26 protein-coding genes are annotated in these 26,656 nt (G+C 65.0%); 5 read left to right on the forward strand and 21 right to left on the reverse strand.

Features of this window, described 5'->3' with window-relative positions:
• The first annotated feature begins 96 nt into the window (after window positions 1–96).
• Both ACIPUD_RS20695 and ACIPUD_RS20700 read left to right on the forward strand, forming a co-directional pair.
• On the forward strand, window positions 97–654 hold the full coding sequence (locus ACIPUD_RS20695; RefSeq protein ID WP_085384636.1) for a CAP domain-containing protein: 558 nt from the start codon (window positions 97–99) through the stop codon (window positions 652–654).
• Between the two features lie 78 nt (window positions 655–732).
• A complete protein-coding gene (locus ACIPUD_RS20700; protein ID WP_368508006.1) occupies window positions 733–1,911 on the forward strand; it encodes an aminotransferase class V-fold PLP-dependent enzyme in 1,179 nt (392 codons plus the stop codon).
• Between the two features lie 16 nt (window positions 1,912–1,927).
• Here ACIPUD_RS20700 and ACIPUD_RS20705 read toward each other — a convergent pair whose 3' ends face one another.
• Genes ACIPUD_RS20705 through yajC form a run of 6 tightly spaced genes read right to left on the reverse strand, consistent with a single transcriptional unit; the run spans window position 1,928 to window position 7,581 of the window.
• Window positions 1,928–3,172, reverse strand: a complete 1,245-nt coding sequence (locus ACIPUD_RS20705) for a threonine ammonia-lyase (RefSeq protein ID WP_018458016.1) — start codon at window positions 3,170–3,172, stop codon at window positions 1,928–1,930.
• A gap of 45 nt (window positions 3,173–3,217) precedes the next feature.
• Window positions 3,218–4,081, reverse strand: coding sequence for a phytoene/squalene synthase family protein (locus ACIPUD_RS20710; RefSeq protein WP_317244190.1), 864 nt, complete (start codon window positions 4,079–4,081; stop codon window positions 3,218–3,220).
• On the reverse strand, window positions 4,078–4,461 hold the full coding sequence (locus ACIPUD_RS20715) for an Mth938-like domain-containing protein (protein ID WP_018458018.1): 384 nt from the start codon (window positions 4,459–4,461) through the stop codon (window positions 4,078–4,080). Before ACIPUD_RS20715 ends, ACIPUD_RS20710 begins: the two co-directional genes overlap by 4 nt.
• Window positions 4,462–4,521: 60 nt before the next feature.
• Window positions 4,522–5,541, reverse strand: a complete 1,020-nt coding sequence (secF, locus tag ACIPUD_RS20720; RefSeq protein ID WP_018458019.1) for a protein translocase subunit SecF — start codon at window positions 5,539–5,541, stop codon at window positions 4,522–4,524.
• 10 nt (window positions 5,542–5,551) lie between these two features.
• Window positions 5,552–7,156, reverse strand: coding sequence for a protein translocase subunit SecD (gene secD / locus ACIPUD_RS20725; RefSeq protein ID WP_018458020.1), 1,605 nt, complete (start codon window positions 7,154–7,156; stop codon window positions 5,552–5,554).
• A 59-nt stretch (window positions 7,157–7,215) separates the two neighbouring features.
• Window positions 7,216–7,581: a preprotein translocase subunit YajC gene (gene yajC, locus ACIPUD_RS20730; RefSeq protein WP_007610701.1), complete on the reverse strand. Its 366-nt coding sequence runs from the start codon at window positions 7,579–7,581 to the stop codon at window positions 7,216–7,218.
• A gap of 180 nt (window positions 7,582–7,761) precedes the next feature.
• On the opposite strand from yajC, the gene ACIPUD_RS20735 reads away from it, so the two are divergent.
• Window positions 7,762–8,778, forward strand: coding sequence for an ATP-binding protein (locus tag ACIPUD_RS20735; protein ID WP_317244189.1), 1,017 nt, complete (start codon window positions 7,762–7,764; stop codon window positions 8,776–8,778).
• Between the two features lie 157 nt (window positions 8,779–8,935).
• On the opposite strand, the gene ACIPUD_RS20740 is transcribed toward ACIPUD_RS20735, so the two are convergent.
• Window positions 8,936–10,321, reverse strand: a complete 1,386-nt coding sequence (locus ACIPUD_RS20740) for a LysM peptidoglycan-binding domain-containing M23 family metallopeptidase (RefSeq protein WP_204511287.1) — start codon at window positions 10,319–10,321, stop codon at window positions 8,936–8,938.
• 109 nt (window positions 10,322–10,430) lie between these two features.
• Window positions 10,431–11,081: a protein-L-isoaspartate(D-aspartate) O-methyltransferase gene (locus ACIPUD_RS20745; RefSeq protein ID WP_026233485.1), complete on the reverse strand. Its 651-nt coding sequence runs from the start codon at window positions 11,079–11,081 to the stop codon at window positions 10,431–10,433.
• Window positions 11,082–11,306: 225 nt separating this feature from the next.
• Here ACIPUD_RS20745 and ACIPUD_RS20750 point away from each other — a divergent pair, with 225 nt between their 5' ends.
• Window positions 11,307–11,678 (forward strand): response regulator, encoded by a 372-nt coding sequence (locus ACIPUD_RS20750; RefSeq protein ID WP_007590670.1) that lies wholly within the window; start codon window positions 11,307–11,309, stop codon window positions 11,676–11,678.
• Window positions 11,679–11,713: 35 nt separating this feature from the next.
• Here the strand turns inward: ACIPUD_RS20750 and surE are convergent, their stop codons facing one another.
• From surE to ACIPUD_RS20810, 12 genes are all read right to left on the reverse strand, one after another.
• The gene (surE, locus tag ACIPUD_RS20755; RefSeq protein ID WP_085353192.1) at window positions 11,714–12,481 is read right to left on the reverse strand and encodes a 5'/3'-nucleotidase SurE; all 768 of its coding nucleotides are present in this window, start codon (window positions 12,479–12,481) and stop codon (window positions 11,714–11,716) included.
• Between the two features lie 107 nt (window positions 12,482–12,588).
• A complete protein-coding gene (locus ACIPUD_RS20760; RefSeq protein WP_247392816.1) occupies window positions 12,589–12,951 on the reverse strand; it encodes a hypothetical protein in 363 nt (120 codons plus the stop codon).
• Window positions 12,952–13,045: 94 nt separating this feature from the next.
• Window positions 13,046–14,377 (reverse strand): serine--tRNA ligase, encoded by a 1,332-nt coding sequence (gene serS, locus ACIPUD_RS20765; RefSeq protein ID WP_018458027.1) that lies wholly within the window; start codon window positions 14,375–14,377, stop codon window positions 13,046–13,048.
• Between the two features lie 199 nt (window positions 14,378–14,576).
• Window positions 14,577–15,389, reverse strand: a complete 813-nt coding sequence (gene tatC, locus ACIPUD_RS20770) for a twin-arginine translocase subunit TatC (protein WP_018458028.1) — start codon at window positions 15,387–15,389, stop codon at window positions 14,577–14,579.
• Window positions 15,386–15,940 carry a Sec-independent protein translocase protein TatB gene (gene tatB, locus ACIPUD_RS20775; protein WP_018458029.1) on the reverse strand — a complete coding sequence of 185 codons (555 nt, stop codon included), beginning with the start codon at window positions 15,938–15,940 and terminating at the stop codon, window positions 15,386–15,388. The genes tatC and tatB overlap by 4 nt, the downstream gene beginning before the upstream one ends.
• 88 nt (window positions 15,941–16,028) lie before the next feature.
• Window positions 16,029–16,265 (reverse strand): twin-arginine translocase TatA/TatE family subunit, encoded by a 237-nt coding sequence (locus ACIPUD_RS20780; RefSeq protein ID WP_007610722.1) that lies wholly within the window; start codon window positions 16,263–16,265, stop codon window positions 16,029–16,031.
• 166 nt (window positions 16,266–16,431) lie between these two features.
• A complete protein-coding gene (gene scpB, locus ACIPUD_RS20785; RefSeq protein WP_018458030.1) occupies window positions 16,432–17,184 on the reverse strand; it encodes an SMC-Scp complex subunit ScpB in 753 nt (250 codons plus the stop codon).
• A 20-nt stretch (window positions 17,185–17,204) separates the two neighbouring features.
• Window positions 17,205–18,044 (reverse strand): segregation and condensation protein A, encoded by an 840-nt coding sequence (locus ACIPUD_RS20790; RefSeq protein WP_027518127.1) that lies wholly within the window; start codon window positions 18,042–18,044, stop codon window positions 17,205–17,207.
• The gene (gene nagZ, locus ACIPUD_RS20795; RefSeq protein ID WP_446481448.1) at window positions 18,041–19,069 is read right to left on the reverse strand and encodes a beta-N-acetylhexosaminidase; all 1,029 of its coding nucleotides are present in this window, start codon (window positions 19,067–19,069) and stop codon (window positions 18,041–18,043) included. Before nagZ ends, ACIPUD_RS20790 begins: the two co-directional genes overlap by 4 nt.
• Before the next feature lie 45 nt (window positions 19,070–19,114).
• A complete protein-coding gene (locus tag ACIPUD_RS20800) occupies window positions 19,115–20,689 on the reverse strand; it encodes an SPOR domain-containing protein (protein ID WP_446481488.1) in 1,575 nt (524 codons plus the stop codon).
• Window positions 20,690–20,828: 139 nt separating this feature from the next.
• Complete coding sequence (gene argS / locus ACIPUD_RS20805) at window positions 20,829–22,619, reverse strand: arginine--tRNA ligase (RefSeq protein WP_446481449.1); 1,791 nt, start codon at window positions 22,617–22,619, stop codon at window positions 20,829–20,831.
• Window positions 22,620–22,628: 9 nt separating this feature from the next.
• Window positions 22,629–23,837 carry a deoxyguanosinetriphosphate triphosphohydrolase gene (locus ACIPUD_RS20810; RefSeq protein WP_026233487.1) on the reverse strand — a complete coding sequence of 403 codons (1,209 nt, stop codon included), beginning with the start codon at window positions 23,835–23,837 and terminating at the stop codon, window positions 22,629–22,631.
• Window positions 23,838–23,971: 134 nt separating this feature from the next.
• On the opposite strand from ACIPUD_RS20810, the gene erpA reads away from it, so the two are divergent.
• A complete protein-coding gene (erpA, locus tag ACIPUD_RS20815) occupies window positions 23,972–24,301 on the forward strand; it encodes an iron-sulfur cluster insertion protein ErpA (RefSeq protein WP_007610737.1) in 330 nt (109 codons plus the stop codon).
• 9 nt (window positions 24,302–24,310) lie between these two features.
• On the opposite strand, the gene ACIPUD_RS20820 is transcribed toward erpA, so the two are convergent.
• Window positions 24,311–26,632 (reverse strand): ATP-binding protein, encoded by a 2,322-nt coding sequence (locus ACIPUD_RS20820; protein WP_446481450.1) that lies wholly within the window; start codon window positions 26,630–26,632, stop codon window positions 24,311–24,313.
• Between the last annotated feature and the right edge of the window lie 24 nt (window positions 26,633–26,656).

Below are 26,656 nucleotides of genomic sequence, written 5' to 3' on the forward strand. Positions count from 1 at the left end.
CGCCTTGAAGCGTCCACATTGGCGATAGAGAAGCGATCCGATAATTCGAACTTGGTGGGGGGACTTGGCGGGGTCATGGGCACTCGGGGGTACATGATGCATCGTGTGGTTGGCGGCCTGATCGCTAGCCTTCTGCTGCTCGCCACCACGTCCGCAATGGCCGAGTCCCCCGCCGAGCTGATCTCGAGCTTCCGCCTCAAGCATGGTGAGGTCCGCGTCGTCCGCGATTCGACCCTCGACCGCATCGCCATGGACCAGGCGCGCGCGATGGCGACGAAGGACGACCTCAGTCACGACGCCCTCGGCCCGTTCAACCGCCGGGTCGCACCGGCCGGCGCAGGCCGCGCCGCCGAGAACATCGCCTACGGCTACGACAATTTCGAGAAGACCCTCGGACAGTGGATCGACTCGTCGGGACACCGCAAGAATCTGCTGCTGCACAACGCTTCCCGCGTCGGGATCGCGAGCGCGAAAAACGCTAGCGGCAAGCGCACCTATTGGGCAATGGTGATCGCCGGCGACTACGAGCCGAAGGGCAAAGGCAAAGGCAAGAAAGACGGGGAGCCGCTGGTTGCGGTGAAGCGCGAGGCTGCGCCCGCCAGCAAGCCAAAATCCAGCGGCTGCCACATCAAGCTGCTCGGCCTTTGCATCTGAGACCAAGCTTGGCCATCTTGTTCGCATCCCTCGACGCGTTTAATCCATGCATGAGGATCGCGAGACGCGGAGGCATGGATGATGGATATCGACCGAATTCGTCGCGACACCCCGGCTGCCTCTCGGCTCGCCTATCTCCACAACGCGGGCGCAGCGCTGATGCCGGCGTCGGTGGTTGCGGCGATGAAGGAACACATCGATCTGGAGAGCGAGATCGGAGGCTATGCCGCCGCCGACCGCGAGGCGCGCCGACTTGAATCCGTTTACGGCTCGGTCGCCCGCCTCCTGAACGCCGCGCCCGATGAGATCGCCCTCATGGAGAACGCGACGGTTGCCTGGCAGATGGCTTTCTACGCGCTTCCATTCAGCAAGGGCGACCGGATCCTGACCGCCGAGGCGGAGTACGCGGCCAACTATGTCGCCTTTCTTCAGGTCGCCAACCGAACAGGCGTCGCGATCGACGTCGTGCCGAGCGATGCCAGCGGCGAGCTCGACGTCGACGCGCTCGAACGCATGATCGATGAGCGCGTGAAGCTGATTGCGATCACCTGGGTTCCGACCAATGGCGGGCTGGTCAATCCGGCTGCAGCCGTCGGCAAGATAGCGCGGGCGCACGGCATCCCCTATCTGCTCGACGCCTGCCAGGCAGTCGGACAGATGGTGGTCGACGTCGAGGCCATCGGCTGTGACATGTTGTCGGGGACCGGGCGTAAATTCCTCCGCGGCCCGCGCGGCACCGGCTTTCTCTACGTCGGCCGAAAAATGCTGCAGCGGCTCGAACCGCCAATGATCGATCACTTCGCCGCACCCTGGGTCTCCCGGGACGCTTTTCGGCTGCGTGACGATGCGCGGCGTTTTGAGACCTGGGAGAACAACTACGCAGCCCGGCTTGGGCTCGGCGCGGCTGTCGATTATGCCCTCGATATCGGGATCGGCCCGATCGAGCGGCGTTGCCGCATGCTGGCGGACCGCCTCCGGGGCGGCCTTGCATCCATTCGCGGCATCAGAGTTCGCGACCTCGGACGCGCTCCGGGAGCCATCGTCAGCTTCACGGTGGAAGGGTACGAGGCGGAAGCGGTCGTCAGCGACGCGGCCGCAGCCGGCATCACGATCGGTGCCTCAGATCCGTCGAGCACGCGCATCGATGCCGAAATCCGCTCGCTGCCGCCGGTGGTGCGCGCCTCCCCGCACTACTACAATACGGACGCGGAGATCGATCGGCTGATCGTCCATTTGGCGGGTTTGACGCGGCGATAGCGGCGATCATGCACGCTCAGGTACAGCGCGCACTCAATCCGGATGCGCCAAGCTTCGCCATGACCTCGTCGAGATGGGCGCTGTCGCGGGTTTCAATCACCAATTGCAGCAACGTCGCCTTGGCCGGAAGATCCGAGAACGTGCGCTGGTGCGAGACCTCGATGATGTTGGCGCCGGCCTCGGCCAGCAGTGCCGCGACCGCAGCCAATTGGCCGGGCCTGTCGGGAATGTCGAGCGACAATTGGGTGAGCCGCCCCTCGCGCGCCAACTCGCGGGTCAGGACCGATGCGATCAGACGTGTGTCAATATTGCCCCCGCTCAGCACCAGCCCGACCTTCTGACCGGCGAAACGGGACGGGTCGGACATCAGCGCGGCGAGGCCAGCGGCACCGGCGCCTTCGACGACCGTCTTCTCGATCGAGATCAGGGTCGCCACCGCGCGCTCGAGCTCGGCTTCGTTGACGAGCGCAATGTCGTCGACAAGGCGGCGGACGATTTCGGTCGTGATCTTGCCGGGCGACTTCACCGCGATGCCTTCCGCGAGTGTGTCGCCACGTGCCGGCAAATTGCCGTCATGGATGGCATTGTACATCGAGGGGTAGAGCCAGGCCTCGACGCCGAGGATCCGCAGCGACGGCTTGATCGATTTCGCGGCAATGGCGATCCCGCTGATCAGGCCACCGCCGCCGATCGGGACGACCAGCGTATCGAGCTCCGGCACGGCCTCGAGAATTTCCAGCCCGACCGTGCCCTGCCCTGCGATGACAAGCGGATCGTCATAGGGATGGACGAAGATCATGCCATGGACTTCGCCGTGGCTGCGCGCATACGCGGCCGCCTCCTCCAGCGTGGCGCCCGTCACCACCACCTCGGCGCCGTGATGCCTGGTGTTCTCGACCTTCACCATGGGCGTGCCGACCGGCATGACGATAGTGGCGGGAATGCCGAGCCGCTTGGCGTGATAGGCGACGCCCTGCGCGTGGTTACCCGCCGACATCGCGACGACGCCCCGCGCGCGCTCCTCCGGCGTCAGCGCCTTGAGGCGGTTGAGCGCGCCGCGCTCCTTGAACGAGGACGTGAACTGGAGGTTCTCGAATTTCAGCCAGATGTCGCAGCCGCAGATATTGCTCAGCGTGCGGCTGTAGCTACAGGGCGTCTCGACGACGGCGCCGCGGATCGTCTCGGCGGCGGCATGGATGTCGGCCGGTACGACCGGAAGGCCGCCCAGATCGGAAGATATGGTTTGGGACAACTCAGCCATAGGACAGCATAGAGCATTTGCCCGGCTCCGGCGATAAGCCAACCGCTATTTGGTAAATTCCCGCGAACGTGAAGCCCGCCACAGCGTCCACAGCGTACGCAGCCGCGATGACGGTTGCGGCGTAAATGGATTGCGCCCGGGTTGCGACAGGCGCTTGAGGTCGGCCCGCGCTTGTCCGAGCGGAAGGAACGCTGGACGCACTGATGCCGGCACCTCCACCAGCAGCGACAAGGCCGTCGTCAAATGTTGCTGCGCCTCGCCCGAGAGTTGGCCCAGCGCGGCGCGCAAGTTTGGCGTCTCCTTTCCGGCGAACACGTCTTCCACGTCGCAATCGTGGCTCGCCAGCACCTGCTGCGGCAGGAACAATTGCCGGCGCGCCGCATCGCGCGGCAGATTGGCGATGACCTGTACGATGCCCTGCGCCAGCCCGGCATGGCGGGCGAGATGCTCGGCCGCCGCCGACGGTGGTCCCATGATCCGGGCGGCGAGATCGAACAGCGCCGATGAGGTCGCCGCGAGGTAGCCCTCCAGCGCCGCCATTGTTGGCATTGGGTCGTTGTAGAGATCGAATTGATGCTCGTCGGCGAGCAGCGACAGCGGCTCGACCGGCAGGTCGAAATCACGGATTGCGCGGAGCAGCTCCGCCGCCACCGGATTGCCCTCGGCACTGCCATGGACTTGGCCCGACAGCATGTCGGTCCACCATTGCAGGCGGATTTCACCGGGCAAGGGCTGGCTCACCTGATCGCGGACGCGGACGATCTCGACATTGAAGGCATAGAGCGCCAGCAGCCCGCGGCGCTCGGCAGCGGGCGCGAACAGGGTCGCGGCATAGTGCCGAAAGTCGTGGCTGCGCACGAGGTCAGCACAGAACGCAACAGAATCCGGCGGCGGCGCGGAGCCACTCATGGCACGGCGATCAGCGCGGCCGCGACGCGCCGCCGTTCGCCCATCATGATGTTGTAGGTACGCACGGCGGGACCGGTCTGCATCGCATCCAGCACCACCCTCGCCGCTTTGAGCGCCTGGCGCAGTTCCGGCGGCGGCAGCCAGACCCCGGTTCCGGTGCCGACCAGGAGCGTGTCGATGCTGTTGGCAGACTTGAAGACTCGATCCAGCGAATAGCGGTCGATCTTTGCAGGGTCCGTTATGTCCCAGGCCCAGATCGCGTCGGGCAGGCAAAGCAGCGATCCCCGATGCGACATGCCGGCAAAGGCAAAGCCGCCCTTGCCATAGGCTTCGATCGGCGCCGAGCGGGGGAAATGCGGTGCGTTGGGATCGCCGGCCATGAGCTTCGTCCGAATGAGCTTACTGCCCTCCCAAACTCCTGCGAGGGCATGCGGTTCGGATCATGCCTTGCTTTTCTTCGCCGGCGTAGCCTTATCGACCGCATCCTCGCGATGCTCGCCGACGCCGAGATAGATCAGGATCGGGGCCGCAATGAAGATCGAGGTATAGGTGCCGACCAGCACCACGCCGAACATCATGACCGCGGTGAAGCTGTGGATGGCATGGCCGCCGAACAGCAGCAGGGCCAGCAGCGCCAGCGTCACAGTGAAATGGGTGATGATCGAGCGCGACAGCGTCGAGTTGATTGATTCGTTGAGGAGCTGCGGCATCGGCATCTTCTTGTAGCGCCGCAGCATTTCACGGATGCGGTCGTAGATGACGACGGTGTCGTTGAGCGAATAGCCCAAAATCGTCAGAAGCGCCGCGATGCTGGTCAGGTCGAAATCGACCTGACTGATCGACATGAACCCGATCGTGAGCACGATGTCGTGCACGTTGGCGATCATGGCGCCAAGCGCGAACTGCCACTCGAATCGGAACCAGAGGTAGATCAGGATCGAGACGATCGCCAGCATCAGGCCGAGCATGCCGTAGGCGAGCAATTCGCCCGATACGCGCGGTCCCACCACCTCGACGCGGCGATAGTCGACGGAATCGCCAAGCGCGGTGCGGACCTTCTGCACGGCCTCCTGCTGGGCGGCGTCGCCGCCCGGCTGCTCCGCGACACGGATCAGGACATCGGCGGGGCCGCCGAATTGCTGCAACTGGACTTCGCCCAGACGCAGGGCATCCAACGTCGTACGCATCGCCGCAATATCGGCGGTGCCGGACTTGGCCTGCACCTCCAGTAGGGTGCCGCCGCGGAAGTCGATGCCGAAATTCAGTCCATGGGTGAAGAACAGCGTGATCGCGACGATCGACAACGCCGCCGAGATCGGGAAGCTGATCCGGCGAAAACGCGTGAAGTCGAAATGGGTATCGTCGGGGACGATGCGCAGCGACGGCAGCCAGCCGAATGCCGCAACCACGGTGAGAATGGCAATGAGGACGCCGAGCCCGATGAGAACAGTGTGATTCACGATCAGGCTCCTAGATCGGCACGCTCTGCGGCCGCTTCCACCGCACCCACCAGGCCACGATCAGCCGGGTCAGGGTGAAAGCGGTGAACACCGTGGTGATGATGCCGATTCCGAGCGTCACGGCGAAGCCGCGCACCGGACCGGTACCGATGTAGAACAGCACCGCGGCGGCAATAAAAGTGGTGATGTTGGAATCGAGGATGGTCGCAAGCGCCCGCTTGAAGCCGGCGTCGATCGCCGAGATCGCGTTGCGGCCGCCACGCAACTCCTCGCGGATGCGCTCGTAGATCAGCACGTTGGAATCGACCGCGATACCGACGGTGAGCACGATGCCCGCGATGCCGGGCAGCGTCAGCGTGGCGTTGAGAAGCGACAACAGGCCGAAGATCATGGCGACGTTGATGGCCACCGCGATGTTGGCGAACACGCCGAACAGCCGGTAGGTCAAGAGCATGAAGATGATGACCAGGATCGAGCCGACATAGGCGGCGAGCTCGCCCTTTTCGATCGAGTCCTGGCCGAGGCCCGGACCGACGGTGCGCTCCTCGACCACCGTGAGCGGTGCCGGCAGCGCGCCGGCGCGCAGCAGGATCGCGAGATCGTTGGCCGATTGCACCGTGAAACTGCCCGAGATCTGGCCTTGTCCGCCTGTGATGGGCTCGCGGATCACGGGAGCCGAGATGACCTTGTTGTCGAGCACGATCGCAAAAGGCAGCCCGACGTTCTCTTGCGTGGCCTGCGAGAACTTGCGCGCGCCCGACGTATTGAACTTGAAACTCACGACGGGTTCGCTGGTGCGCTGGTCGAAGCTCGCTTGGGCATCGGTCAGGTCGCCGCCGGCGACCAGCACCTGCTTCTTGACCACATAGGGTGTGGGCGGCGGTGACGCGCTCATCAGAAGCTCGGATTCCGGCGGCAAACGTCCTTGCTGCGCCTGATCGGGCGGCACCGACGTATCGACCATGCGGAATTCCATCTTCGCGGTCTTGCCCAGCAATTCCTTCAGCCGGGTCGGGTCCTGGAGGCCGGGGACCTGCACCAAAATGCGATCGTTGCCCTGGCGCTGGATGACGGGCTCGACGGTGCCGAGCTCGTTGACGCGGCGTTCGACGATCTGGATCGACTGCTCGATGGTCTTGCGCATGCGGTCGAGCATCGCGGCCTGCGGGATGGTAAGGCGGATCACGCCACCGCCGGCGTCAGTCACATCCAGGTCGCGCTGACCGCTGGATCCGACCAGTCCGCCCAGCGGCTGGGACAGCTCGCGCAGCTTGGCGAGCGCAGGCTGCAGGTCCGATTCCTTGGTGATCCTAACCTCGGCCGCGTCGTTGCGCACGGTGACGCCGCCGGTGAAGCCGATCTTGGCATCGCGAAGCGTCCGGCGAACGTCGTCGCGGACCTGGTCGAGCCGCTCCTTCTTCACATAGTTGCCGTCGACCTCGAGCAGCAGATAGGAGCCGCCTTGAAGATCGAGGCCGAGCACGAGCCGACGCTGCGCCCAGGCGGGCCAGGTCTTGACCTGCGCTTCGGGGAAGAAGTTCGGGACCGCGCAGAGGCACACGATCAGCGCCGTCAGGATAATCCCGAGCGCCTTCCACCGCGTGAAATACAACATCGACTGGACCTGTCAGATCAGGAGATTTGCAGGAAAACTTGAGAGACTCGCGGAAGCACTCACTTCGACGCGGCGTCTTCCTTGGCGCTTTCCTTGGATTCCTTGGCCGGCTCGCCCTTGGCGCGCACGCCGGAGACCATCGAGCGCATCTGCCGCACGCGCACGCCATCGGCGATCTCGAACTCGATCTGGTCGTCGTCGACAACCTTGGTGACCTTGCCGACGAGACCGCCCGAGGTCACGACGGTGTCGCCGCGGCGGATGTTCTTCACCAGGTCGGCGTGGTCACGGACCTTCTTCTGCTGCGGACGCAGAATCAGGAAGTACATGATCACGAAGATCAGGGCGAACGGCAGCAGAGACATCAGCATGCCGCTGGTGTCGCCGGCGCCCGCAGCCTGGGCATACGCAGGGGTAATCAGCATTCGGACGATCCTCGTGAGAACGGGGGAAAACCGGTCAGGCCCAAATGGCGACCGGTTCGGTCAAATTCGCGCGGACTATAGCGGCCATTGCCCCAATTGCAACGCTGCCAGACCGCCCTTTTAGCCACCTTGCGGCGCGCGCACAGGCCCGATAAGGCTGCATTCTCAGGAACTTCGGACATGCCCCAAAAACCAAGCAAAAGCCCGGCCGGCAAAGGCCCTCGCACCCCTGCCGCGAAGGCAGCCCGCGTCGCGGCAAAACGTCCCAAGGTGGCCCTCAAGGCGGCTTCCAAGACGATTTCCAAGACGACGTCCAAGACGAACCAAAACGTCTCCCAGCAGCGCATCGTTCGCGCGCTGGAGACGATTGCGGCGCACCTCTCCGCGCAAGGCAAGCCCGCCGCCGAACGCGAGTCGTTCAAGCAGGCGGATGCTTTCGTCTGGCACCCGGACGGCCGCCTTGCGGCGGTGCCGCGGGTCAGCCGCGTCGAAATGTTCCTGCTCAAGGGCGTCGACCGGATGCGCGACATCCTGATGGAGAACACCGAGCGTTTCGCCAACGGATTGCCCGCCAACAACGCGCTGCTCTGGGGCGCGCGCGGCATGGGCAAGTCGTCGCTTGTGAAGGCGGCGCATGCCAGCATCAACGCGGAGCGCAAACCGGCCGACAGACTGAAGCTGATCGAGATTCATCGCGAGGACATTGAGAGCCTGCCCTCCCTCATGGAGCAGCTTCGTGCCTCGTCCTTCCGTTTCATCGTGTTCTGTGACGACCTCTCCTTCGACGGCAATGATGCATCCTACAAATCGCTCAAGGCGGTGCTGGAAGGGGGCATCGAGGGGCGGCCGGAGAACGTCATCCTCTACGCCACCTCCAACCGCCGCCATCTGCTGGCGCGCGAGATGATCGAGAACGAGCGCTCGACCGCGATCAATCCCGGCGAAGCGGTCGAGGAGAAGGTCTCGCTGTCGGATCGCTTTGGCCTCTGGCTCGGCTTCCACCGCTGCAGCCAGGACGAATATCTCGCCATGGTGCGGGGCTATTGCAGCCATTTCGGCGTGAAGATCGACGACGACGCGCTGGAACGCGAGGCACTTGAATGGTCGACGACGCGCGGCTCGCGCTCGGGCCGTGTCGCCTGGCAGTTCGTCCAGGAGCTTGCGGGACGGCTCGGCGTCAAGCTGGCGGCGACGTAGCCACAGTCATAGCCCAACCCAAAACTGTCATCGCCCGCGAAAGCGGGCGATCCAGTATTCCAGAGACGGTTGTGATCGATCGAGAGGCCGCGGCGTACTGGGTCGCCCGGTCAAGCCGGGCGACGACAGCTTCAGTTGGGAGACAATGTAGGCCTCATCACGCCCCGTTCAGGAATTGAAGCGGATCAACCGGGCTCGATCCCTTGCGGATCTCGAAGTGGAGCTGCGGCGACGCCACCTCCCCGGATTGACCCGACTTGGCAATGACCTGGCCGCGCTTGATGGTATCGCCGCGCTTCACCATCAGCTCACTCGCATGGGCATATGCGGTGACGTAGCCGTTGGAGTGCCGAACCAGGACCAGATTGCCGTAACCTTTCAGCTCGTTGCCGGAATAGGCAACGACACCGTCTTCGGCCGCCTTGACCGGCGTGCCCTCGGGCACCGCGAGATTGATGCCGTCGTTGGATTTGCCATTGGTCTTGGCGCCGTAGCTCGTGACCACCTTGCCGCGCACCGGCCAGCGGAAAGTCGGCAGCGCGCTGGTGGTCTCCGCAGCTTTCGCGGGAGTGTCCGCGGCCTTGTCTTCGACGTTGGCGGTGGCCTGGGCCAGGCGCGCGCTCTGCACCGGCGCGGCGACGGCGGCCATCTTGGTGGCGGGCGCAGGCGCGGCAGCAACCGGCTGCAGCGTCCCCGCGACGGGAGCGGCTCCGACCGGAGCCGCGGCAAGCGGTGCTGCGACAGCGGCGGTCTTGGCCCCGGGCACGGCCAGCCTGGCGCCGAGCTTGAGTTTTGCAGAGGGATCGAGGCCGTTGGCGCGGGCCAATTCGGCCGCCGAGATATGGTTCTTGCGGGCAATGCTGGCGAGCGTGTCGCCGTGGTTCACGAAGTGCGTGCTTGACGGCGCGGCAACGGCCGCAACCGGCTTCGCAGCGGGCGCTGGGGCAGCGGCAACGGGAGCCATGAGCGGCGCGGGCGCAGCCGCCGTAGCTTGGTGCGGAATGATCAGTTGCTGGCCGGGCGAGAGCGCGCGCGGCCCCTTATAGCCGTTGGCGGCGAGGATCGCCTGCGGCGTGACGCGATAGCGTTTGGCAAGCAGGTCGAGCGTATCGCTGGTGCCGACGATGATCTTGGTTCCGCCGACCGGCTGGGCGGCTGCAACCGAGCGTGGCGGCACGGTGGCCGTGGTCTCGAGATGCGGCTGCGCCGGGGGTGCGTAGGAGCCCACGCCGCGTCCGCCTCCGGACACACCGCCTGCTGCAACGGGGTAGGATTGCGGCGTGGATACCGCCGGCGGCAAAGGCTGCGACTGATAATAACCGGACTGCGTCTGCGGCCGCGAATATTGCGGCAACTCACGCTGCGGCGGCGGGGCCTGCTGCACCGAACCGGTCGATTCCTGCGCGAAGGGATTGGAGAAGTTCGACTGGGACATGCGCGACGACATGTCGGCGCTGCACCCTGCGAAGCTGAAGGAGATCAGCGCCAGCACCGCGACCTGCGGCACACGGCGCGAGTAAAGCAACTCGGCGGCAACGGACATGGTTACTCACTCGTACGCAACAGAACTGGTGTTTTAAGTAAACACGCGCCGAGTAAATAACGGCTTAACCCTCCCAATAAGATGTTGGCAGCGCAGCCAATCTGGAATTCTACAGCTCCCGCGCCACGCCGGGCAGCGCCGGCACGAAGCGGACCTCGACGAGTTCCTTGCGCTCGATCCCGGCTTCGGTCCGGCTCAGCCGGATCAGCGTCTGCACCCCCTGATGCGGGCCGACGGGCGCGATCAGGATGCCACCCACCTCCAGCCGCTCGACCAGGTTCTCCGGGAGCTGCTCCATCGCGGCCGTGACGATGATGCGATCGAACGGGCCAATATTGGGGGGCAGATTGAGTCCGTCGCCCAGCATCACCTCGACGTTGTGATAGTTGAGTTTTTCAAGCCTGATACGTGCGGCATCCGCAAGCTTGCGGTAGCGCTCGACCGTCAACACCTGGCCGGCGAGCCGCGACAGCACCGCCGCCTGGTAGCCCGAGCCGGCGCCGATCTCGAGGACGCGGTGCTTCTTCTGAAGCTGGAGCTGCTCGGTCATGTAGGCGACGACAAAGGGCTGGCTGATGGTCTGCCCGCAGGCGATCGGGAGCGCGCTGTCGCGATATGCGCCGTCCCGATCGGCGTCGTCGACGAATTGATCGCGCGGCACCTCCTCCATGGCCCTCAGGACCGCCTGGTCGCTGATGCCCCGACGCCTCAGCGTGAGCTGAAACATCATCTTTTCCGGCGGGTGCTGATGGGGGGTCATTGCCTGCTTGTGCTGTGTTTGCGGTCCGGGACGCCCAACCCGGGCGCGAGATTCCTGTTCCGGCTCAGGGAACCCATGATAGGCTTCGGATGGCGTAGTTGACCATAAATTGGCTTGCAACGGGCGAGCCGCGATGGCCATTTTCAGGCATCCGTTCGTCGAAACGCGCATTGCGTCGATTCATGTTATCTGCGAACGTTTTTGGCAATGGGCAAGGACTCGACCATGACCGCGACGGGGCTTACTGGCCGCTCTGTATTCCTCGTCGAAGACGAGGTGATGATCAGGATGATGGTCGCGGACATGCTCGAAGAGCTTGGCTACAAGATCGCAGCCGAGGCGGGCGACATCACCGAAGCCATGCGGCTCGCCCAGGCAACCGAGTTCGACATCGCCATTCTCGACGTCAACGTCAACGGCAAGGTCATCTCGCCGGTCGCCGATGTCATCAAGGCGAAGGGCTGCCCGTTCATCTTCGCCACCGGATACGGTTCCTCGGGCCTGCCCGAGCAGTACCGCGATCGGCCGGCGCTTCAGAAGCCATTTCAGCTCGACGCCCTCGGCAAGACCATCGAAGCCGCGCTTCGCGGCGGCTAGGCCCCATTCCAGGTCGGATTACTTCAGCGTCGGACTTACTTCAGCGTCGCACTCAGCGCCTCGGAAAACGCCTCGTTGGTCCGGTCGAGCCTGAGCGGCGTGACGGAGACGTAGCGTTCGCGGAGCGCCGCGAGATCGGTGCCGTCGGCCGGCGTATCCATCATCGCGGTGCGCTCGAAGCCGATCCAGAAATACGGATTGCCACGGCCGTCCCTGCGCTCGTCGATCCTTAGGAAGCCGAGATTGCGCTTGCCTTGCCGCGTCACGCGGATGCCCAGCACATCCTCCGGCGCGCAGGCCGGGAAGTTGACGTTGATGACGGTGTCCTTCGGGATGCCGGCGGCGATCACCTTGCGCAGGATGTCGGGCCCGAATTTGCGGGCCGTGTCCCACAGCGGCCGGTCGCGGGTCTCCACGCTGAACTCCTGCGACAGGGCGAAGGACGGCAGCCCCAGGATGGTGCCCTCCAGCGCGCCGGCGATGGTGCCGGAATAGACCACGTCCTCGGCGACGTTGCGGCCCTTGTTGACGCCGGACAGCACGACATCGGGCAGCTTGGCGCCGAGGATGTGGCGCGCGCCCATGATGACGCAGTCGGTCGGCGTGCCGCGCACCGCGAAATGCCGCGGTCCGACCTCGCGTAGGCGCAGCGGATCGTTCAGCGACAGCGAATGCGACACGCCGGACTGGTCGAGCTCAGGCGCGACCACCCAGACGTCATCGGACAATGCACGCGCGATCTCCTCCAGGACCTTGAGGCCGGGGGCGTGGATGCCGTCGTCATTGGTGCAGAGAATGCGCATGGGAAAGGTCGATTCCTGAAGCGGGTCTGAGCCGTCTTATCCGGCCGGGGCCGATCAGGCAAACCGGCCGGCTGGGGGCGGCACCCGGTTGTTGCCGGCTTGGCCGGCTATCGGCGAACGCGCCATTGCGGCAGGAAGCGCGCCAGCCGGCCCTCCGCGTGCAATTTCATCGCCGGCACGACCGGGCTCACGATGGGAGCCTCGATGACGCCGAGCGCCTCCAGCTGTGCGACGAACGCGTCCGGCACCGGCGCCTGCGGAAAGCGTTCGCGTGCCAGCGACAGTGCCTGGTCGAAATCCGCGGCATTCACACCGGGCTTGGCGCGCCGGCTCTGGACCAGATCGTCGTCCCAGAGCCGCGTGATCGCGATGTCGAGCACGCCACGCAGCCGCTGATCGACGGCCTGGATACCGGCACCCGTCACCGCCCATTGTCTGCCGACCCAGAAGATATCGCGGTGCAAGGCCATGAACGATCGGTTCGCGTTGTCGGGTGGCCGGCAGGATAACCGGCCGCCCGATCTTCGCAACCAAACGTTTCTCCGTTTCAGATTGGCGGCACGCCTAGTCGCGTGCGACCACCTTCAGCCCGCCCATATAGGGCTGGAGCACGCTGGGGACCGCAATCGAGCCGTCCTCTTGCTGATAGGTCTCCATCACGGCGATCAACGCGCGGCCTAGCGCTGTGCCGGAGCCGTTGAGCGTGTGCACGAACCGCGGCTTGCCATCGGGGCCGCGCGAGCGCGCGTCCATCCGGCGGGCCTGGAAATCGCCGCAAACCGAGCAGCTTGAGATCTCGCGGAATGCCCCGCCGTCGCCCTGACCCGGCATCCAGACCTCGATGTCATAGGTTTTTTGCGACGAGAAACCCATATCCCCGGTGCACAGCGTCATCACGCGGTAATGCAGCTCAAGCCGTCGCAGCACTTCCTCGGCACAGGCGAGCATGCGCTCGTGCTCGTCCTTGCTCGTCTCCGGCGTCGTGATCGAGACCAGTTCGACCTTGGTGAACTGGTGCTGCCGGATCATGCCGCGGGTGTCGCGCCCTGCGGCGCCCGCCTCCGCGCGAAAACACGGCGTCAGCGCAGTCAGCCGCATCGGCAGCTGCTTTTCGTCGAGGATGGATTCTCGGACGAGATTGGTGAGCGCCACCTCCGCGGTCGGAATGATCCCGAGACGCTCGGTCCGGAGCCGCTCATGGTCGGGCGCGGCGAGCAATTCGCCCTTGATCGCCCAGAACTGGTCGTCCTCGAACTTCGGCAATTGTCCGGTGCCGAACATGATCTCGTTGCGCACGAGCAGCGGCGGATTGATCTCGGTATAGCCGTGCTCGTCAACGTGTAGATTCAGCATGAACTGGCCGAGCGCGCGTTCGAGCCGCGCCAGTCCCTTCTTCAACACGACGAAGCGCGCGCCGGAGAGCTTCGCTGCGGTCTCGAAATCCATGTCACCGAGCGCGGCGCCGAGATCGTCATGGGGTTTTGGCACGAACGCGTAGTTGCGCCTGTTGCCGAAGACATGGCGCTGCACATTGCCGTGCTCGTCGACACCATCGGGCACCTCGCCGAGCGGCAGATTGGGGATCGCCGCCAGCTCCTTGGCGAGCTCCTCGTCGGCAGCCTTCGCGGTCGCCTCGAGCTCCGGCATGGTGGTCTTGAGCTCGGCGACCTCCGCCATCAGCTTCGCCGCGCGCGCCTCGTCCTTCGTCTTCTTGGCATCGCCGATTTCCTTTGAGGCCGCATTGCGCCGCGCCTGCGCCTGCTCGGAAGCCAGGATCGCCGCACGCCGGGTCTCGTCGATCGCAAGCAGCGATGCCGACATCGGCTTCAGGCCGCGTCGTGCGAGGCCGGCGTCGAAGGCTTGCGGGTTGTCGCGGATCGATTTGATGTCGTGCATGGCCGTGGTCCTGGGGCTTGTTGCAACCCTGCAAATCCTGGATTTGCATTTATGCAAATGGCTGCTTCCCCTAGCACGGCTGTCATCGCCCGCGAAAGCGGGCGATCCAGTATTCCAGAAACATCACTGATTCCCCGATAGGCCGCGGCGTACTGGATTCCCCGCTTTCGCGGGGAATGACACCGGAGTATGGGGCGCCCTACTCTGCCGGATTGGCCGGCGTCGATACGTCGGTGCCGCTAGAGGCTTGCGAAGCTGCAGCCTTCTTCTCCACAATTCCCACCGCGATGATCGAGCCCTCGTAGAGCGCGAGCAAGGGAATCGCGAGCGAGCACTGGCTGAGCACATCGGGCGGGGTCAGAACGGCCGCGATGACGAAGGCAACGACGATGAAATAGCGGCGCTTCTCGCGCAGCATTTTAGACGTGACGATGCCGATGCGCCCCAGCAGCGTCAGGATCACCGGAAGCTGGAAGGCGATGCCGAAGGCGAAGATCAGCGACATCATCAGCGACAGATATTCGCCGACCTTGGGCAGCAGCTGGATCTGCGCGGTCTCGTCACTGCCGGCCTGCTGCATGCCGAGCGAGAAGCGGACCAGCATGGGCAGCACGACGAAATAGACCAGTGCTGCGCCCAGCACGAAGAAGAACGGGGTCGCGACCAGATACGGCAGGAAGGCCTGCTTCTCGTGCTTGTAGAGTCCGGGAGCGACGAACTTATAGATTTGTGTCGCGACGATCGGGAACGAGATGAAGCCGGCGCCGAACAGCGCGAGCTTGAGCTGGGTGATGAAATATTCCAGCAGCGCGGTGTAGATGAATTTCGAGTTCTCGGGACCCGCGATCCACACGAACGGCCAGACCAGCACGTTGTAGATCTGCTTGGCGAAGAAGAAGCAGAAGATGAAGGCAATGCCGAAGCCGAGCAGCGCTTTGATCAGCCGCGAACGCAGCTCGATCAAATGGTCCATCAGGGGAGCTTTGCTGGCCTCGATATCGGCGGCGCTCATGACGCTTTGGCGCCCTTAATCGCCTCGGCCGGCGCAGTGTCCTGGGTGACCGAATCTTGCGTGACCGAACCTTGAGCGACCTGCGCCTGCTCGACCTCACGGGTGATGGCGAGCGGCTCGTTCACGGCCGCATGTGCCTCGGCTTCCACGAAGGTCTCCGGCGTCGGCGCTTCCGGCGTGGTGGGCGTCGTCAGCGCTTCGCTTGAAGTCGCCGACGGTTCGACAGCGGTGGAGATCGAGGTCTCGGCGGGCTTGTCCAGCGCATCGACGCGGAGCGCGTCGCTGACGTCTTTCTGGAGCGAGGTCATCAAATTGTTGCCGGCGAAGCCGGAAGCCGCTTCCTTGACCTCGTCGAAGCTCTTCTTGAGGTCGGCCATTTCGGCCTCGCGCATCGCTTCCTGGAATTGGCCCTGGAATTCGGCGGCCATCTTGCGCGCCTTGCCCATCCACTGCCCGACCATGCGCAGCACGCCCGGCAGCTCTTTCGGGCCGATGGCGATCAGGGCCACGACCCCGATCAGGACCAGTTCACTCCACCCGATGTCGAACATGAGGTCTTCCGTTCACGCCAGCCGCAGCCGGCCCAATCCCTCGCGCGCAGGATCGGGTCCGCTACCCGCGTCTCGCGTGCTCTCTGGCTCAGACGGCCTTGCTGCCGACGTCCGACCGTGCCGCGGTCGGCGCGGCATTGTTGTGCTCGATGGACTTGGCCGGCTCGGGCTTGTCGGCGACCTTGTCGTCGTCCTGCATGCCCTTCTTGAACGCCTTGATGCCCTGCGCCACGTCGCCCATCAGATCCGAGATCTTGCCGCGACCGAACAGCAGCAGGACCACTGCGATCACCAGGACCCAGTGCCAAATGCTGAGTGAACCCATCCTGCAACCCTCCAAACGCGCATGGCCGGGGACCGGCCGATCTTCACCGAAACCTAGGCTTGGCAGGTGTCAAAAACAAGGACCAAGGCAGCGCCAATTCGCTGTTGGCGCTACGTAATTTTGCTAGTGTTAACTGGTCGCAGGCGGCCGGTAAAAGGCCGGGACTTCAGTCCTCGCTGCCACCCCCGCCCCCCTCATGGCCGCCTTCCGGCGGCGTCTCGGGCTCGACCGCGGGCGCCAGCGCCAGATCAAGGTCCTCGCCCGGCTCCAGCGGATCCTCGTCTTCCCGCAAAGTCGGGTCATCCGACGGCGTCGGCACGCTGAATCCGGTCGGCAGGCGCGAATCCAGCAGGCCCGTGCCCTTCAGCTCCTCCAGGCCCGGCAAATCGCCGAGCTGTTCCAGAGTAAACTGCGACAGGAAGTCCTCGGTGGTTCCGAAGGTCAAGGGACGGCCCGGCGTCTTGCGACGACCGCGCGGCTTGATCCAGCCGGTTTCCAGCAGCACGTCCAGCGTGCCCTTCGAGGTGACGACGCCGCGGATCTCCTCGATCTCGGCGCGCGTCACCGGCTGGTGATAGGCGATGATCGCCAGCACTTCGATCGCGGCGCGCGACAGGCGGCGGGTCTCGGTGCTCTCGCGGGTCATCAGCCAGGCGAGATCGCCCGCGGTACGGAAGGTCCATTTGTTGGCGACCCGCACGAGATTCACGCCGCGCAGGGAGTAGTCGGCCTGCAACTGCTCGAGCGCGGCCTTCACGTCGACGCCCTCGGGCATGCGCTTGGCCAGCGTCGCGGTGTCCAGCGGTTCATTCGAAGCGAACAGCAGCGCTTCCAGCAGCCGCAATTCTTCGGGACGTGCCTGGGACTCGTTCTCCATCGGCTCGGCCTCTTCTACCCGCACTTCAGCCAGGCTTGCCATGGCAGATTCTCCTTGTTGCACTAAGCGACCGGCGCATCGGGCGCAGGAGCTGCGTCCATGACCGGCTTGGGGCGCCCCTTCCGGAAATAGATGGGCGCAAACGCCTCTTTCTGATTCAGCTCGAGCTGACCTTCGCGCACCAGCTCGAGCGCAGCCGCGAAACTCGAGGCGAGCACCGTCGCGCGCTGCGTCGGATCGGCGACATGCTGAAGCAGAAAATCGTCGAGAACGCCCCAATCGTCTTGCTCGCTGATGCTGCCGACCAGCCGCTCCAGCGTGGCGCGCGCCTCGGCGAGCGACCACACCGTGCGCTTGGCCAGATGCACGCTCGCCAGCACGCGCGACTGGCGCTGCGCGGCATAGGCGGTGAGCAGGTCATAGAGCGTCGCGGTATATTTCGGATGCCTGATCTCGGCGATCTGCTCGGGCTCGCCGCGCGGGAAAATGTCGCGCAGCAATTGCTGCCGGTTCATCAGCCGGTTGGCGGCTTCACGAATGGCCTCCAGCCGGCGCAGCCGATTGGCGAGCGCCGTTGCCATCTGCTCGGCGCTCGGGCCTTCCGCACTCGGCGGCTCCGGCAGCAGCAGACGCGATTTCAAGAAGGCGAGCCATGCCGCCATCACGAGATAGTCGGCGGCGAGCTCGAGGCGGATCTTTCGCGCGGCTTCGATGAAGTGGAGATATTGGTCGGCGAGCGCCAGGATCGAGATCTTGGCGAGATCTACCTTCTGCTGCCGCGCCAGTGCGAGCAGCAGGTCGAGCGGACCTTCATAACCCTCGACGTCCACCACCAACGCCGGCTCACCCTCGGCGAGCTCTGCGGGCCGCCCGGTTTCAAACGATAGGATTTCTGCGGTCATGCCGATGCCGTGTTTGCCCGTGCGATCAATGCCTCCAGTTCGGCGCGCGCGGCCGCGCGATCGAACGGTTGCGGTCCTTTACGCGCAGCGAGCGCGGCGTTCGCCCGCTCCAGCGCCCTGCCCGCCAGTTCGGGTGTCTGGCCGGCGACCTCACGCATTTCCTCGATGTTGCCGTTGCAATGCAGGGCCATGTCGCAGCCGGCCGCAAAAATGGCGCGGGTCCGTTCGGCGATGTTGCCCGACAGCGCGTTCATCGACACGTCATCACTCATTAACAAACCCTGGAACCCGATTGCGCCGCGAATCACCTCAGCGATCATTGTCGCAGATGTCGTCGCCGGATGGGCGGGGTCGACCGCGCTAAACACAACATGTGCAGTCATGGCCATCGGCAAATCCGCCAAAGGCTTGAATGCCGCGAAGTCGGTGCGATCCAGTTCGTCGCGCGACGTGTCGACCGTCGGCAGATTGAAATGGGTATCGGCCGTAGCTCGGCCATGGCCGGGGATGTGCTTGAGCACCGGCAACACGCCACCCTGTTCCAGGCCCTCAGTGACCGCGCGGGCGATCGCGGCGACCTTTCCCGGTTCGGTGCCGTAAGCCCTGTTCCCGATGACGGCGTTGGCGCCAGCCACCGGCACGTCGGCCAGCGGCAAGCAATCCACGGTAATGCCGAGATCTGCGAGATCGCACGCGATCAGCCGGGCGCTGAGGCGCGCCGCGGTCAGCCCGAGCGCCGAATCAGTATCGTAGAGGCCTGCGAAAATAGCGCCCGGCGGATAGACCGGCCAATGCGGCGGCGTCAGGCGCTGCACCCGCCCACCCTCCTGATCGATCAGGACAGGGGCATCAGCGAGACCCGCAACCGCCCGCAATTCCGCAACGAGTGCAGCAACTTGAGCCGGCGTCTCGACATTGCGCTTGAAGAGGATGAAGCCCCACGGGCGTTCGCTGCGGATAAACTCCCGCTCGGCGGCGGTTAGTTCCGTTCCGGAAACGCCGGTAATGAAGGCCCGCGTGCTCATACGGCCGATTAACCCTGACCCGCGAGAGGGTCAAGGAAACGGCCGTTAATTCCTCTGGACGAAGCAGGCAGACAGGCCAGCGGATTTCAAACTGTTGCAGGCCTGGTTCGCCTCTTCGAGCGATCCGTACGGCCCAGCGAAGGCGCGGTAGACGATTCCCTTGCCCTTGTCGGTCAGGTCGACCCGCTTGACCACGGGTGCGCGGGAGCCAAGCACGCTGCCGTACTTGCTCTGAAGCACCCGGTACGAGGCGTGGGCGCTATCCTCGGTCTGCTGCGAGGAGACCTGCACGACGTAGCCGCCGCCACCGCTGCTCGCGGGCGCAATTTGCGTCGGATTGGTCGCAGCCATCCGCTGCGGTGGCTCCGCGGCCGACGCCGATTGCGGCGCAAGCGAGAGCGGCTGATTGGCACTGGCATTGGCCGAGGTCGGCGGCGTGCGTGGTGCAGCTGGTGCCGCAACGGGCTTCGGGAGAGCTGTCGGTTTCGCGGCCGTGGCCGCTTGCGACGCGGTGGCGTCGGTCTGATCGCCCTTCACGGCCACGGTCCTGATCGCGCGCGGCGAATTGTTCGGCAGCGTGCCGTTGCTCGGATTCGGGCCCGCACTCGACAGCGGAATGCTGGACGGCGACACGCTCGCGACTGGCGGCGGGTTCGCGTTCTGGTTCAGCGCCGGGAACACCACGCGGGGACCTCCCGCCTTGGCGTTGACGTCGACAGGCGCCTCCTCGCGCGGCACGATCTTCTCGGCGCCATCTCCGGTGACCATGCGGTCCGGTACCTTGGCCGAGGAGTCCGACGGCGCCGGCACGATTTTGGTCGGCGTGTTGTCGGCCTTGATGATCGGCGGCTCGCCGCTGCGGGGCGAGCCCACATAGGTCTTGTAAGCGAACGCAGCGCCGGTCCCGACCACGGCAAGGGCCAGGATCGCCGCGACGGTCATCATGCCGCCGCGCTGCTTCTTCGGCTCGTCGAGATCGGCCTCGGGATAGTCGCTCTGGAACGCGTAAGGATCGTCGGGATAGGCGGGATCGCGCTGATAGTCCTGCTCGCCCGCCTCCAGCCGTCCGTAGAGCGCCTCGTCGTAGCGCGCCGGATCGGGCTGCTGGTGGGCTTGCTCCTGGTAAGCCTGATCGGGCTGCTGATATGCCTGATCCTGATAGGCCTGCCCCTGATGGGTGCGAGCTTGATAGGCCTGATCCGGATAGGCCTGCGGCTGACGATAATCAGGTTCAGGCTCGGGCGCAGTCGGCTGGGCTGAATAACGATGCAGTGGATGAACCGGGTTTACGGAAGCGGGATAGGCAGGCTCAGCTGGCACCGTCTGCGGCTGCACATTGGCGCGCCGCATCCATGAGGGTGGCCCGGGCGGCGGCGGGGCCTGCTCGGCATAGTCCTGCTGGCCATCGTCCTGGCGATAGTCGTCGTCCTGGTAGCTCTGGGCAGGCGCAGGTGCTGCAGGCGGGTGCACGCCCGGCCGCCCTTGCGCTGCGAACGGATCGGTCTGCCCGATCAGGCGGGCAAGTTCGGCCAAGGGATCACCGCTCTCCGCCCTCCCATGCTGATCGCCACCGCGATAGTCATCGGAAGGAAACGGTCTGTCCTGATATCGTTCGGCCATCGTGATGATGCGTCCCTTCGGGAAAGCCGCGCGCCCCTCGACCAAGGCGCGGCTTTCGACCCACAAGGCTTTCAACCAAGTCTAAGCGATCCGGCTTCTGCCGGTTACCCCCGAAATCCCTTAAGTAGTTCGCCCCAAACTACCGCATCTCGTCCGGAGCATGGACGCCGAGGATGGCGAGGCCCGATGCCAGGACAGAGACGACGCCCTGGACCATGGCCAGCCGCGCCTTCGTTAGATCTGCATCATTATTGATAATGAAGCGTAAATAGGGCAAATCGCGCCCCTTCGTCCAAAGTGCATGAAATTCGCTGGCTAAATCATAGAGATAGAAGGCAATTCGGTGCGGCTCGTGGGCGGTTGCGGCCGCTTCCAGCATGCGCGGAAATATTGCGAGCCGCTTAAGAAGGTCGAGTTCAGCCGGGTCCGACAGCCGTTCCACCGCCGACTCACCCAGCCAGGCGATGCGCTTTTCCGTTTCCTCCGGGAGTTCCGGGAACACCTCGGCCCGGGCGTTGCGGAAGATCGAGTGGCCGCGGGCGTGGCCGTACTGCACGTAGAACACCGGGTTGTCGCGCGACTGTTCCATGACCTTGGCGAGGTCGAAGTCGAGCACCGCGTCGTTCTTGCGGTAGAGCATCATGAAGCGGACGGCGTCCTGGCCGACTTCATCCACCACCTCACGCAAGGTGACGAAGTCCCCGCTCCGCTTGGACATTTTCACCGGCTCGCCGTTGCGCAGCAACTTCACCAGCTGGACGATCTTGACGTCGAGCGCCCCCTTGCCGGAGGTCGTCGCCTTCACCGCCGCCTGCATCCGCTTGATGTAGCCGCCATGGTCGGCGCCCCAGACGTCGATCATCTCCGCGAAACCACGGTCGAACTTGTTCTTGTGGTAGGCGATATCGGCGGCGAAGTAGGTGTAGGAATTATCCGACTTGACCAGCGGGCGATCGACGTCGTCGCCATAGGCGGTCGCCTTGAACAGCAACTGCTCGCGATCTTCCCAATCCTCGGCCGGAGCCCCCTTTGGGGGCGGCAGACGGCCCTGGTAGACGTCGCCCTTGGCGCGCAGGAAATCGATGGTCTCGGCGACCTTGTTGTTGCCGGCGTCCTGCAGCGAGCGCTCGGAGAAGAACACGTCGTGGCGGATGTTGAGCGCGGCGAGATCATCCTTGATCTCGTCCATCATCATCGCGATCGCCTTGGCGCGCACCGTCGGTAGCCACGCGCCCTCGCTCACGGCGAGGAGCTTGTCGCCGTGCTCCTGCGCCAGCGCCTGCCCGACCGGCTTCAGATAGTCGCCGGGATAAAGGCCTTCCGGCATCGCGCCGATGTCTTCGCCGAGCGCCTCGCGATACCGGAGGAACGCGGAGCGGGCGAGCACGTCGACCTGCGCGCCGGCGTCGTTGATGTAATATTCGCGCGTGACGTCACGGCCTGCGAATTCAAGCAGGCTCGCCAGCGCATCGCCGAACACGGCGCCGCGGCAATGGCCGACATGCATCGGTCCGGTGGGGTTGGCGGAGACATATTCGACGTTGACCTTGGAGCCGCCGCGGACGCGGCCGTAATCGGCGCCCTCGCGCAGCACGGTCCGTAGCGCCTCGGCCCATGCGGCCGGCTCCAGCGTCAGGTTGATGAAGCCTGGACCTGCGATGTCGACCTTGGCGATCAACGGGTCCGCGCGCAGCCGTTCGGCGATCTGCTCGGCGAGGTCGCGCGGCTTTGCCTTTGCCTCTTTCGCAAGCACCATGGCTGCGTTGGTCGCCATGTCGCCATGGGAAGCATCGCGCGGCGGCTCGACCACCACGCGCGAGAAATCGATGCCCTCGGGCCAGTTGGCTTCCGCCGCGAGCGCGCGGCAGACCGCGTGCACGCGTGCGAGCACGTCGGCGAACAGGTGCAGTGCTGAGGATGTGTCGGGCATGGGCGCCGCCTAACGCAAATCCGGGGTCGAGTCAAAGAGCCGCTGGTGCTCGGTCAGGGCGAAACGGTCGGTCATTCCGGCAATGAAATTCCCGATCCGGCGGGCCCGGTCGCCCTCATTGTCCGCCTCCGCCCCGACCAGCCATTCCGGCGGCAGCTCGCCGGGCGAGGTGAGGTATTTTGCGAACAGGTCGAACAGGATCTGTTCCGCCTCGCCCATCACCCGCATGACCCGCTTGTGGCGGTACATGTGCTGATAGAGAAAGCGCTTGATGGCGGCCTCCTCCTCGGCGACCGCGGCGGGGAATGCGATCAATGCCCGGCTCTGCTGGCGCACGTCCTGTGCGGATTGCGGTTTCACGGCGGCAAGGTTTATCTGGGCCTCGGCGAACACGGCACCGATCAAGTGTGAGATCAGCTCGCGCACCAGCTCGGCGCCGCGCCTGACGTCTTCGAGATCGGGGTAATGCGCAGAAGTCTCGGCGATAATCTCCGCGGTCAGCGGCATCACCTTGAGGTCGTCGAGGTGAAACAGGCCGGCGCGCAGACCGTCGTCGATATCGTGGGCATCATAGGCGATGTCGTCCGCGATCGCGGCGACCTGTGCCTCCAGCGAGGCGAAACTCCACAATTCGAGATCATAGATCTTGATGTAGTCGGCGATGCCGACGGGAACGCCGCGCTCGCGATAACGCCCGGCCGGCGCACCGCTGCGATCGGTCAGCGGGCCGTTGTGCTTGACGATGCCCTCCAGCGCTTCCCAGGTCAGGTTGAGCCCGTCGAATTCGGGATAGCGCTGTTCCAGGGCCGCAACGACGCGGAGCGTCTGGGCGTTGTGATCGAAGCCGCCAAAATCCTTCAGGCAGGCGTCCAGCGCCCGCTCGCCGGCGTGCCCGAACGGCGGATGGCCGAGATCGTGGGCGAGCGCCAGGGTTTCCGTGAGGTCCTCGTCCAGCCCGAGCTGCCGGGCCAGCGCGCGGGCGATCTGCGCCACCTCCAGCGAATGGGTCAGCCGGGTGCGGTAGTGGTCGCCCTCGTGGAAGACGAACACCTGGGTCTTGTATTTCAGCCGGCGGAACGCGGTGGAATGGATCACCCGGTCGCAATCCCGTCGAAACGGGCTGCGGGTCCGGCTTGGCGGTTCCGCGACCAATCGGCCGCGACTGCGCTCCGGATCGCAGGCATAGGGCGCGTGGGGGGCAGCCATTCCGACGGACACGGCGAATTTAGTCTCTATCCATTTGATTCTGCGTATGGTGGCACTTAACTATGCCGGACGCGGGATACCAACTGAATAGGGCACGTGACCTTCAGGTGACCTTGGTGTGACCGCGGGCCTATCGGAGACGAACGATGACGACTGACGTGACCATCAGTGACAAGGCCGCACGCCGGATTGGGGAGATCCTCAAGGGCGAAGGGTCTGGCGCGATGCTGCGGATCTCGGTCGAGGGCGGAGGCTGTTCCGGCTTCCAGTACAAGTTCGACATTGACCGTGCCCGCACTGACGACGATCTCGTGATCGAGCAGGACAATGCGGTGGTGCTGGTCGATTCCGCCTCGCAGCCGTTCCTGGCGGGGTCGCAGGTCGATTTCGTCGACGATCTGATCGGCGCCTCGTTCCGCGTCAACAATCCGAACGCCACGGCGTCCTGCGGCTGCGGGACCAGCTTCTCGATCTGACGTCGCCGGCTAGGCGCCGGTCATCTGCCTTTCCTCGTCCGTCCACTCCACGTCGACCGACATGAGCTCCGGCTGAAGTGGTGCGTCTCCCGCCATCACATGTCCATCGAGCGCGCGCAGCAGCGCCGCCAGCAGCGCGGGTTTGCGTAGCGGCTTGGCCAGGAAGTCCGACATGCCGGCCTCGCGGCAGATCTTGACGTCCTCGGGGAAGGCATTGGCGGTGAGCGCGATGATCGGCAAGGATTCGAATCGGCCACCTTGCGCACGGATCGCCCGGGTTGCGGCAAGGCCGTCCATGTCGGGCATCCGCACGTCCATCAGCACGAGATCGTAGTCTTCCTCCGAGGCCGCCGCGACGGCCTCGACGCCGTCGGTGACGACGCGCAGCTCGACGTCGAAGGCCCCTAACATCTTGCTCACGACCATGCGGTTGACGGCGTCGTCCTCGGCGACCAGCACCCTCAGCGGTCGGTCGAGACTCGCGATACGCGCCTTGAGGTAGTCGGCTTCGTCGCGGTCGGCAATGTAGTCGGATGCCTGCTCCTGGCTCCAGGGCAGCACCAGCGTGAAGCTGAATGTCGAGCCCTCGCCCGGCGTCGAGGTGACGCCGATGGTGCCGCCCATCTGTTCGATGATGCGCCGGGAGATCGCAAGCCCAAGCCCGGTCCCGCCGAAGCGGCGGCTGATCGAGGCGTCGGCCTGCGCGAAGTCGGAGAAGAGCTGGCCAAGCTTCTCGGGGGCGATGCCGATACCGCTGTCGGTCACGCTCCATTCGACGGTGGCGAGCAGATCGCGGCGGGCCTGACAGACGGCTGCGATCGTGACTTCGCCTTGGTCGGTGAACTTCACCGCGTTGGATGCGAGGTTGAGCAGGACCTGGCGGATACGCGCGACATCGCCGCGCAGCGTCGGCGGCAGGTTCGGATCGAGCTTGACCTTGACCGTGAGCCCCTTGCTCTTGGCACTCGCGCGCACGACGGTCGCCAATGTCTCTACCAGCGCCTGCGGCGCGAAGTCGATCACCTCGAACGCGAAGCGTCCAGCCTCGAGTTTGGAGAGGTCCAGGATGTCGTTGAGGATGCGCTGGAGATTGTCGCCGGACTCGCGGATCGTGATGACGGCCTCGTGCTGCTCCGGATCGAGTTTTGTCTCCAGCAGCATGCTGGCAAGCCCGAGCACGCCGTTCATCGGCGTGCGGATCTCGTGGCTCATCACCGCGAGGAAATCCGATTTGGCGCGGCTCTCGGCCTCGGCCTTTTCCGCGCGCCAGCGCTCGGTCACGTCGCGGCCGAAGCCGCGATAGCCGAGGAATTGACCGTCGCGGTCGTAGGCCGGCTTCGCGGTGAGCGACCACAGCCGCGCCTCGCCGCCGGCGACGACCTTGAGGTTCATCTCGTGCAGCGGTTCGGCGTGCTCCATCAGGCCGACGACATTGTAGGCCGCGCTCTTGTCTTCGGGGCACAGCATGTCGAGCACGTCGGCGAAATGCGAGCCCTTCAGCAAGGCCAGTGGCAGCTGTGCGACCGCGGCGAAGCGCTCGGGCACGTCGACCAGATGCCCCTCGGCGTCCGTCTGCCACAGCCAGTCGCTGGCATTCTCCTGAAAATCCTTCAGCAACAGCGAAATGATCTCGGTCTGCCGCTCGAGCTCGAGCTGGGCCTTGAGATTGCCAAGGAACAGATTGCCTTGCGAGACGATATTGCGCGCCATGAAGAACGCGAACAGCAGCAGGAACACCGCGGTCACGAGATACGGCCCGGTGCCGCACAACAGCAACGCCGCGACGCAGGCGATCGTCGTCGTCGCGAGATAGACGAGGCCCGCGCGCGGGAAGGTCGAGAGCGTGAAGGCACCGCCGGACATCATGCCGACCATCAGGCAAGCCAGGACGAGCTGGCTGGTCGGCTCGATGCGGCTGAACAGCGCGACCGGCAGCGTGCCCCAGATTGCGGCGAGGAAAAACGCCTGCCGCAACATCTGCCGCGCGGCGCGGGGCGAGGCTTCCTGCGGCGGGCTTTGGTGGGAGCGCCGCCACGCGCGCACCGCGAGCGAGGCGGCGGTGGCGAGGGTCATGCCCCAGATCGCGTTCCAGCCACGGCCCCAGAACAAAATCAGCACCACCGCGACGTTGAGCATAGTGACGGCCATCGTCACCGGGATCAGGCGTATCACCGCGTCGATCTGCTTGGCACGGATGCGGCTCAGCTCGCGCTCGCTGAGACCGGCGGTCAGGCCGTCCTCGATCTCGTAGCCGCCGAGCCAGTACAGGAACGCGCCGATCAACCCGTCGCGGGGCTCGGTTCGCTTCATGGCTTTGTTCGGCCGTCCCATTCGAAAAACCTTTTCACGATCAAT

The sequence above is a fragment of the Bradyrhizobium sp. CAR08 genome (assembly GCF_052871955.1).

Coding starts and splice junctions, on each gene's coding strand:
- ACIPUD_RS20695 (WP_085384636.1), top strand. CDS start 97: ATGCATCGTGTGGTTGGCGGCCTGATCGCTAGCCTTCTGCTGCTCGCC.
- ACIPUD_RS20700 (WP_368508006.1), top strand. CDS start 733: ATGATGGATATCGACCGAATTCGTCGCGACACCCCGGCTGCCTCTCGG.
- ACIPUD_RS20705 (WP_018458016.1), bottom strand. CDS start 3,172: ATGGCTGAGTTGTCCCAAACCATATCTTCCGATCTGGGCGGCCTTCCG.
- ACIPUD_RS20710 (WP_317244190.1), bottom strand. CDS start 4,081: ATGAGTGGCTCCGCGCCGCCGCCGGATTCTGTTGCGTTCTGTGCTGAC.
- ACIPUD_RS20715 (WP_018458018.1), bottom strand. CDS start 4,461: ATGGCCGGCGATCCCAACGCACCGCATTTCCCCCGCTCGGCGCCGATC.
- secD (WP_018458020.1), bottom strand. CDS start 7,156: ATGTTGTATTTCACGCGGTGGAAGGCGCTCGGGATTATCCTGACGGCG.
- yajC (WP_007610701.1), bottom strand. CDS start 7,581: ATGCTGATTACCCCTGCGTATGCCCAGGCTGCGGGCGCCGGCGACACC.
- ACIPUD_RS20735 (WP_317244189.1), top strand. CDS start 7,762: ATGCCCCAAAAACCAAGCAAAAGCCCGGCCGGCAAAGGCCCTCGCACC.
- ACIPUD_RS20740 (WP_204511287.1), bottom strand. CDS start 10,321: ATGTCCGTTGCCGCCGAGTTGCTTTACTCGCGCCGTGTGCCGCAGGTC.
- ACIPUD_RS20745 (WP_026233485.1), bottom strand. CDS start 11,081: ATGACCCCCCATCAGCACCCGCCGGAAAAGATGATGTTTCAGCTCACG.
- ACIPUD_RS20750 (WP_007590670.1), top strand. CDS start 11,307: ATGACCGCGACGGGGCTTACTGGCCGCTCTGTATTCCTCGTCGAAGAC.
- surE (WP_085353192.1), bottom strand. CDS start 12,481: ATGCGCATTCTCTGCACCAATGACGACGGCATCCACGCCCCCGGCCTC.
- ACIPUD_RS20760 (WP_247392816.1), bottom strand. CDS start 12,951: ATGGCCTTGCACCGCGATATCTTCTGGGTCGGCAGACAATGGGCGGTG.
- serS (WP_018458027.1), bottom strand. CDS start 14,377: ATGCACGACATCAAATCGATCCGCGACAACCCGCAAGCCTTCGACGCC.
- tatC (WP_018458028.1), bottom strand. CDS start 15,389: ATGAGCGCCGCCGATATCGAGGCCAGCAAAGCTCCCCTGATGGACCAT.
- tatB (WP_018458029.1), bottom strand. CDS start 15,940: ATGTTCGACATCGGGTGGAGTGAACTGGTCCTGATCGGGGTCGTGGCC.
- ACIPUD_RS20780 (WP_007610722.1), bottom strand. CDS start 16,265: ATGGGTTCACTCAGCATTTGGCACTGGGTCCTGGTGATCGCAGTGGTC.
- scpB (WP_018458030.1), bottom strand. CDS start 17,184: ATGGCAAGCCTGGCTGAAGTGCGGGTAGAAGAGGCCGAGCCGATGGAG.
- ACIPUD_RS20790 (WP_027518127.1), bottom strand. CDS start 18,044: ATGACCGCAGAAATCCTATCGTTTGAAACCGGGCGGCCCGCAGAGCTC.
- nagZ (WP_446481448.1), bottom strand. CDS start 19,069: ATGAGCACGCGGGCCTTCATTACCGGCGTTTCCGGAACGGAACTAACC.
- ACIPUD_RS20800 (WP_446481488.1), bottom strand. CDS start 20,689: ATGGCCGAACGATATCAGGACAGACCGTTTCCTTCCGATGACTATCGC.
- argS (WP_446481449.1), bottom strand. CDS start 22,619: ATGCCCGACACATCCTCAGCACTGCACCTGTTCGCCGACGTGCTCGCA.
- erpA (WP_007610737.1), top strand. CDS start 23,972: ATGACGACTGACGTGACCATCAGTGACAAGGCCGCACGCCGGATTGGG.
- ACIPUD_RS20820 (WP_446481450.1), bottom strand. CDS start 26,632: ATGGGACGGCCGAACAAAGCCATGAAGCGAACCGAGCCCCGCGACGGG.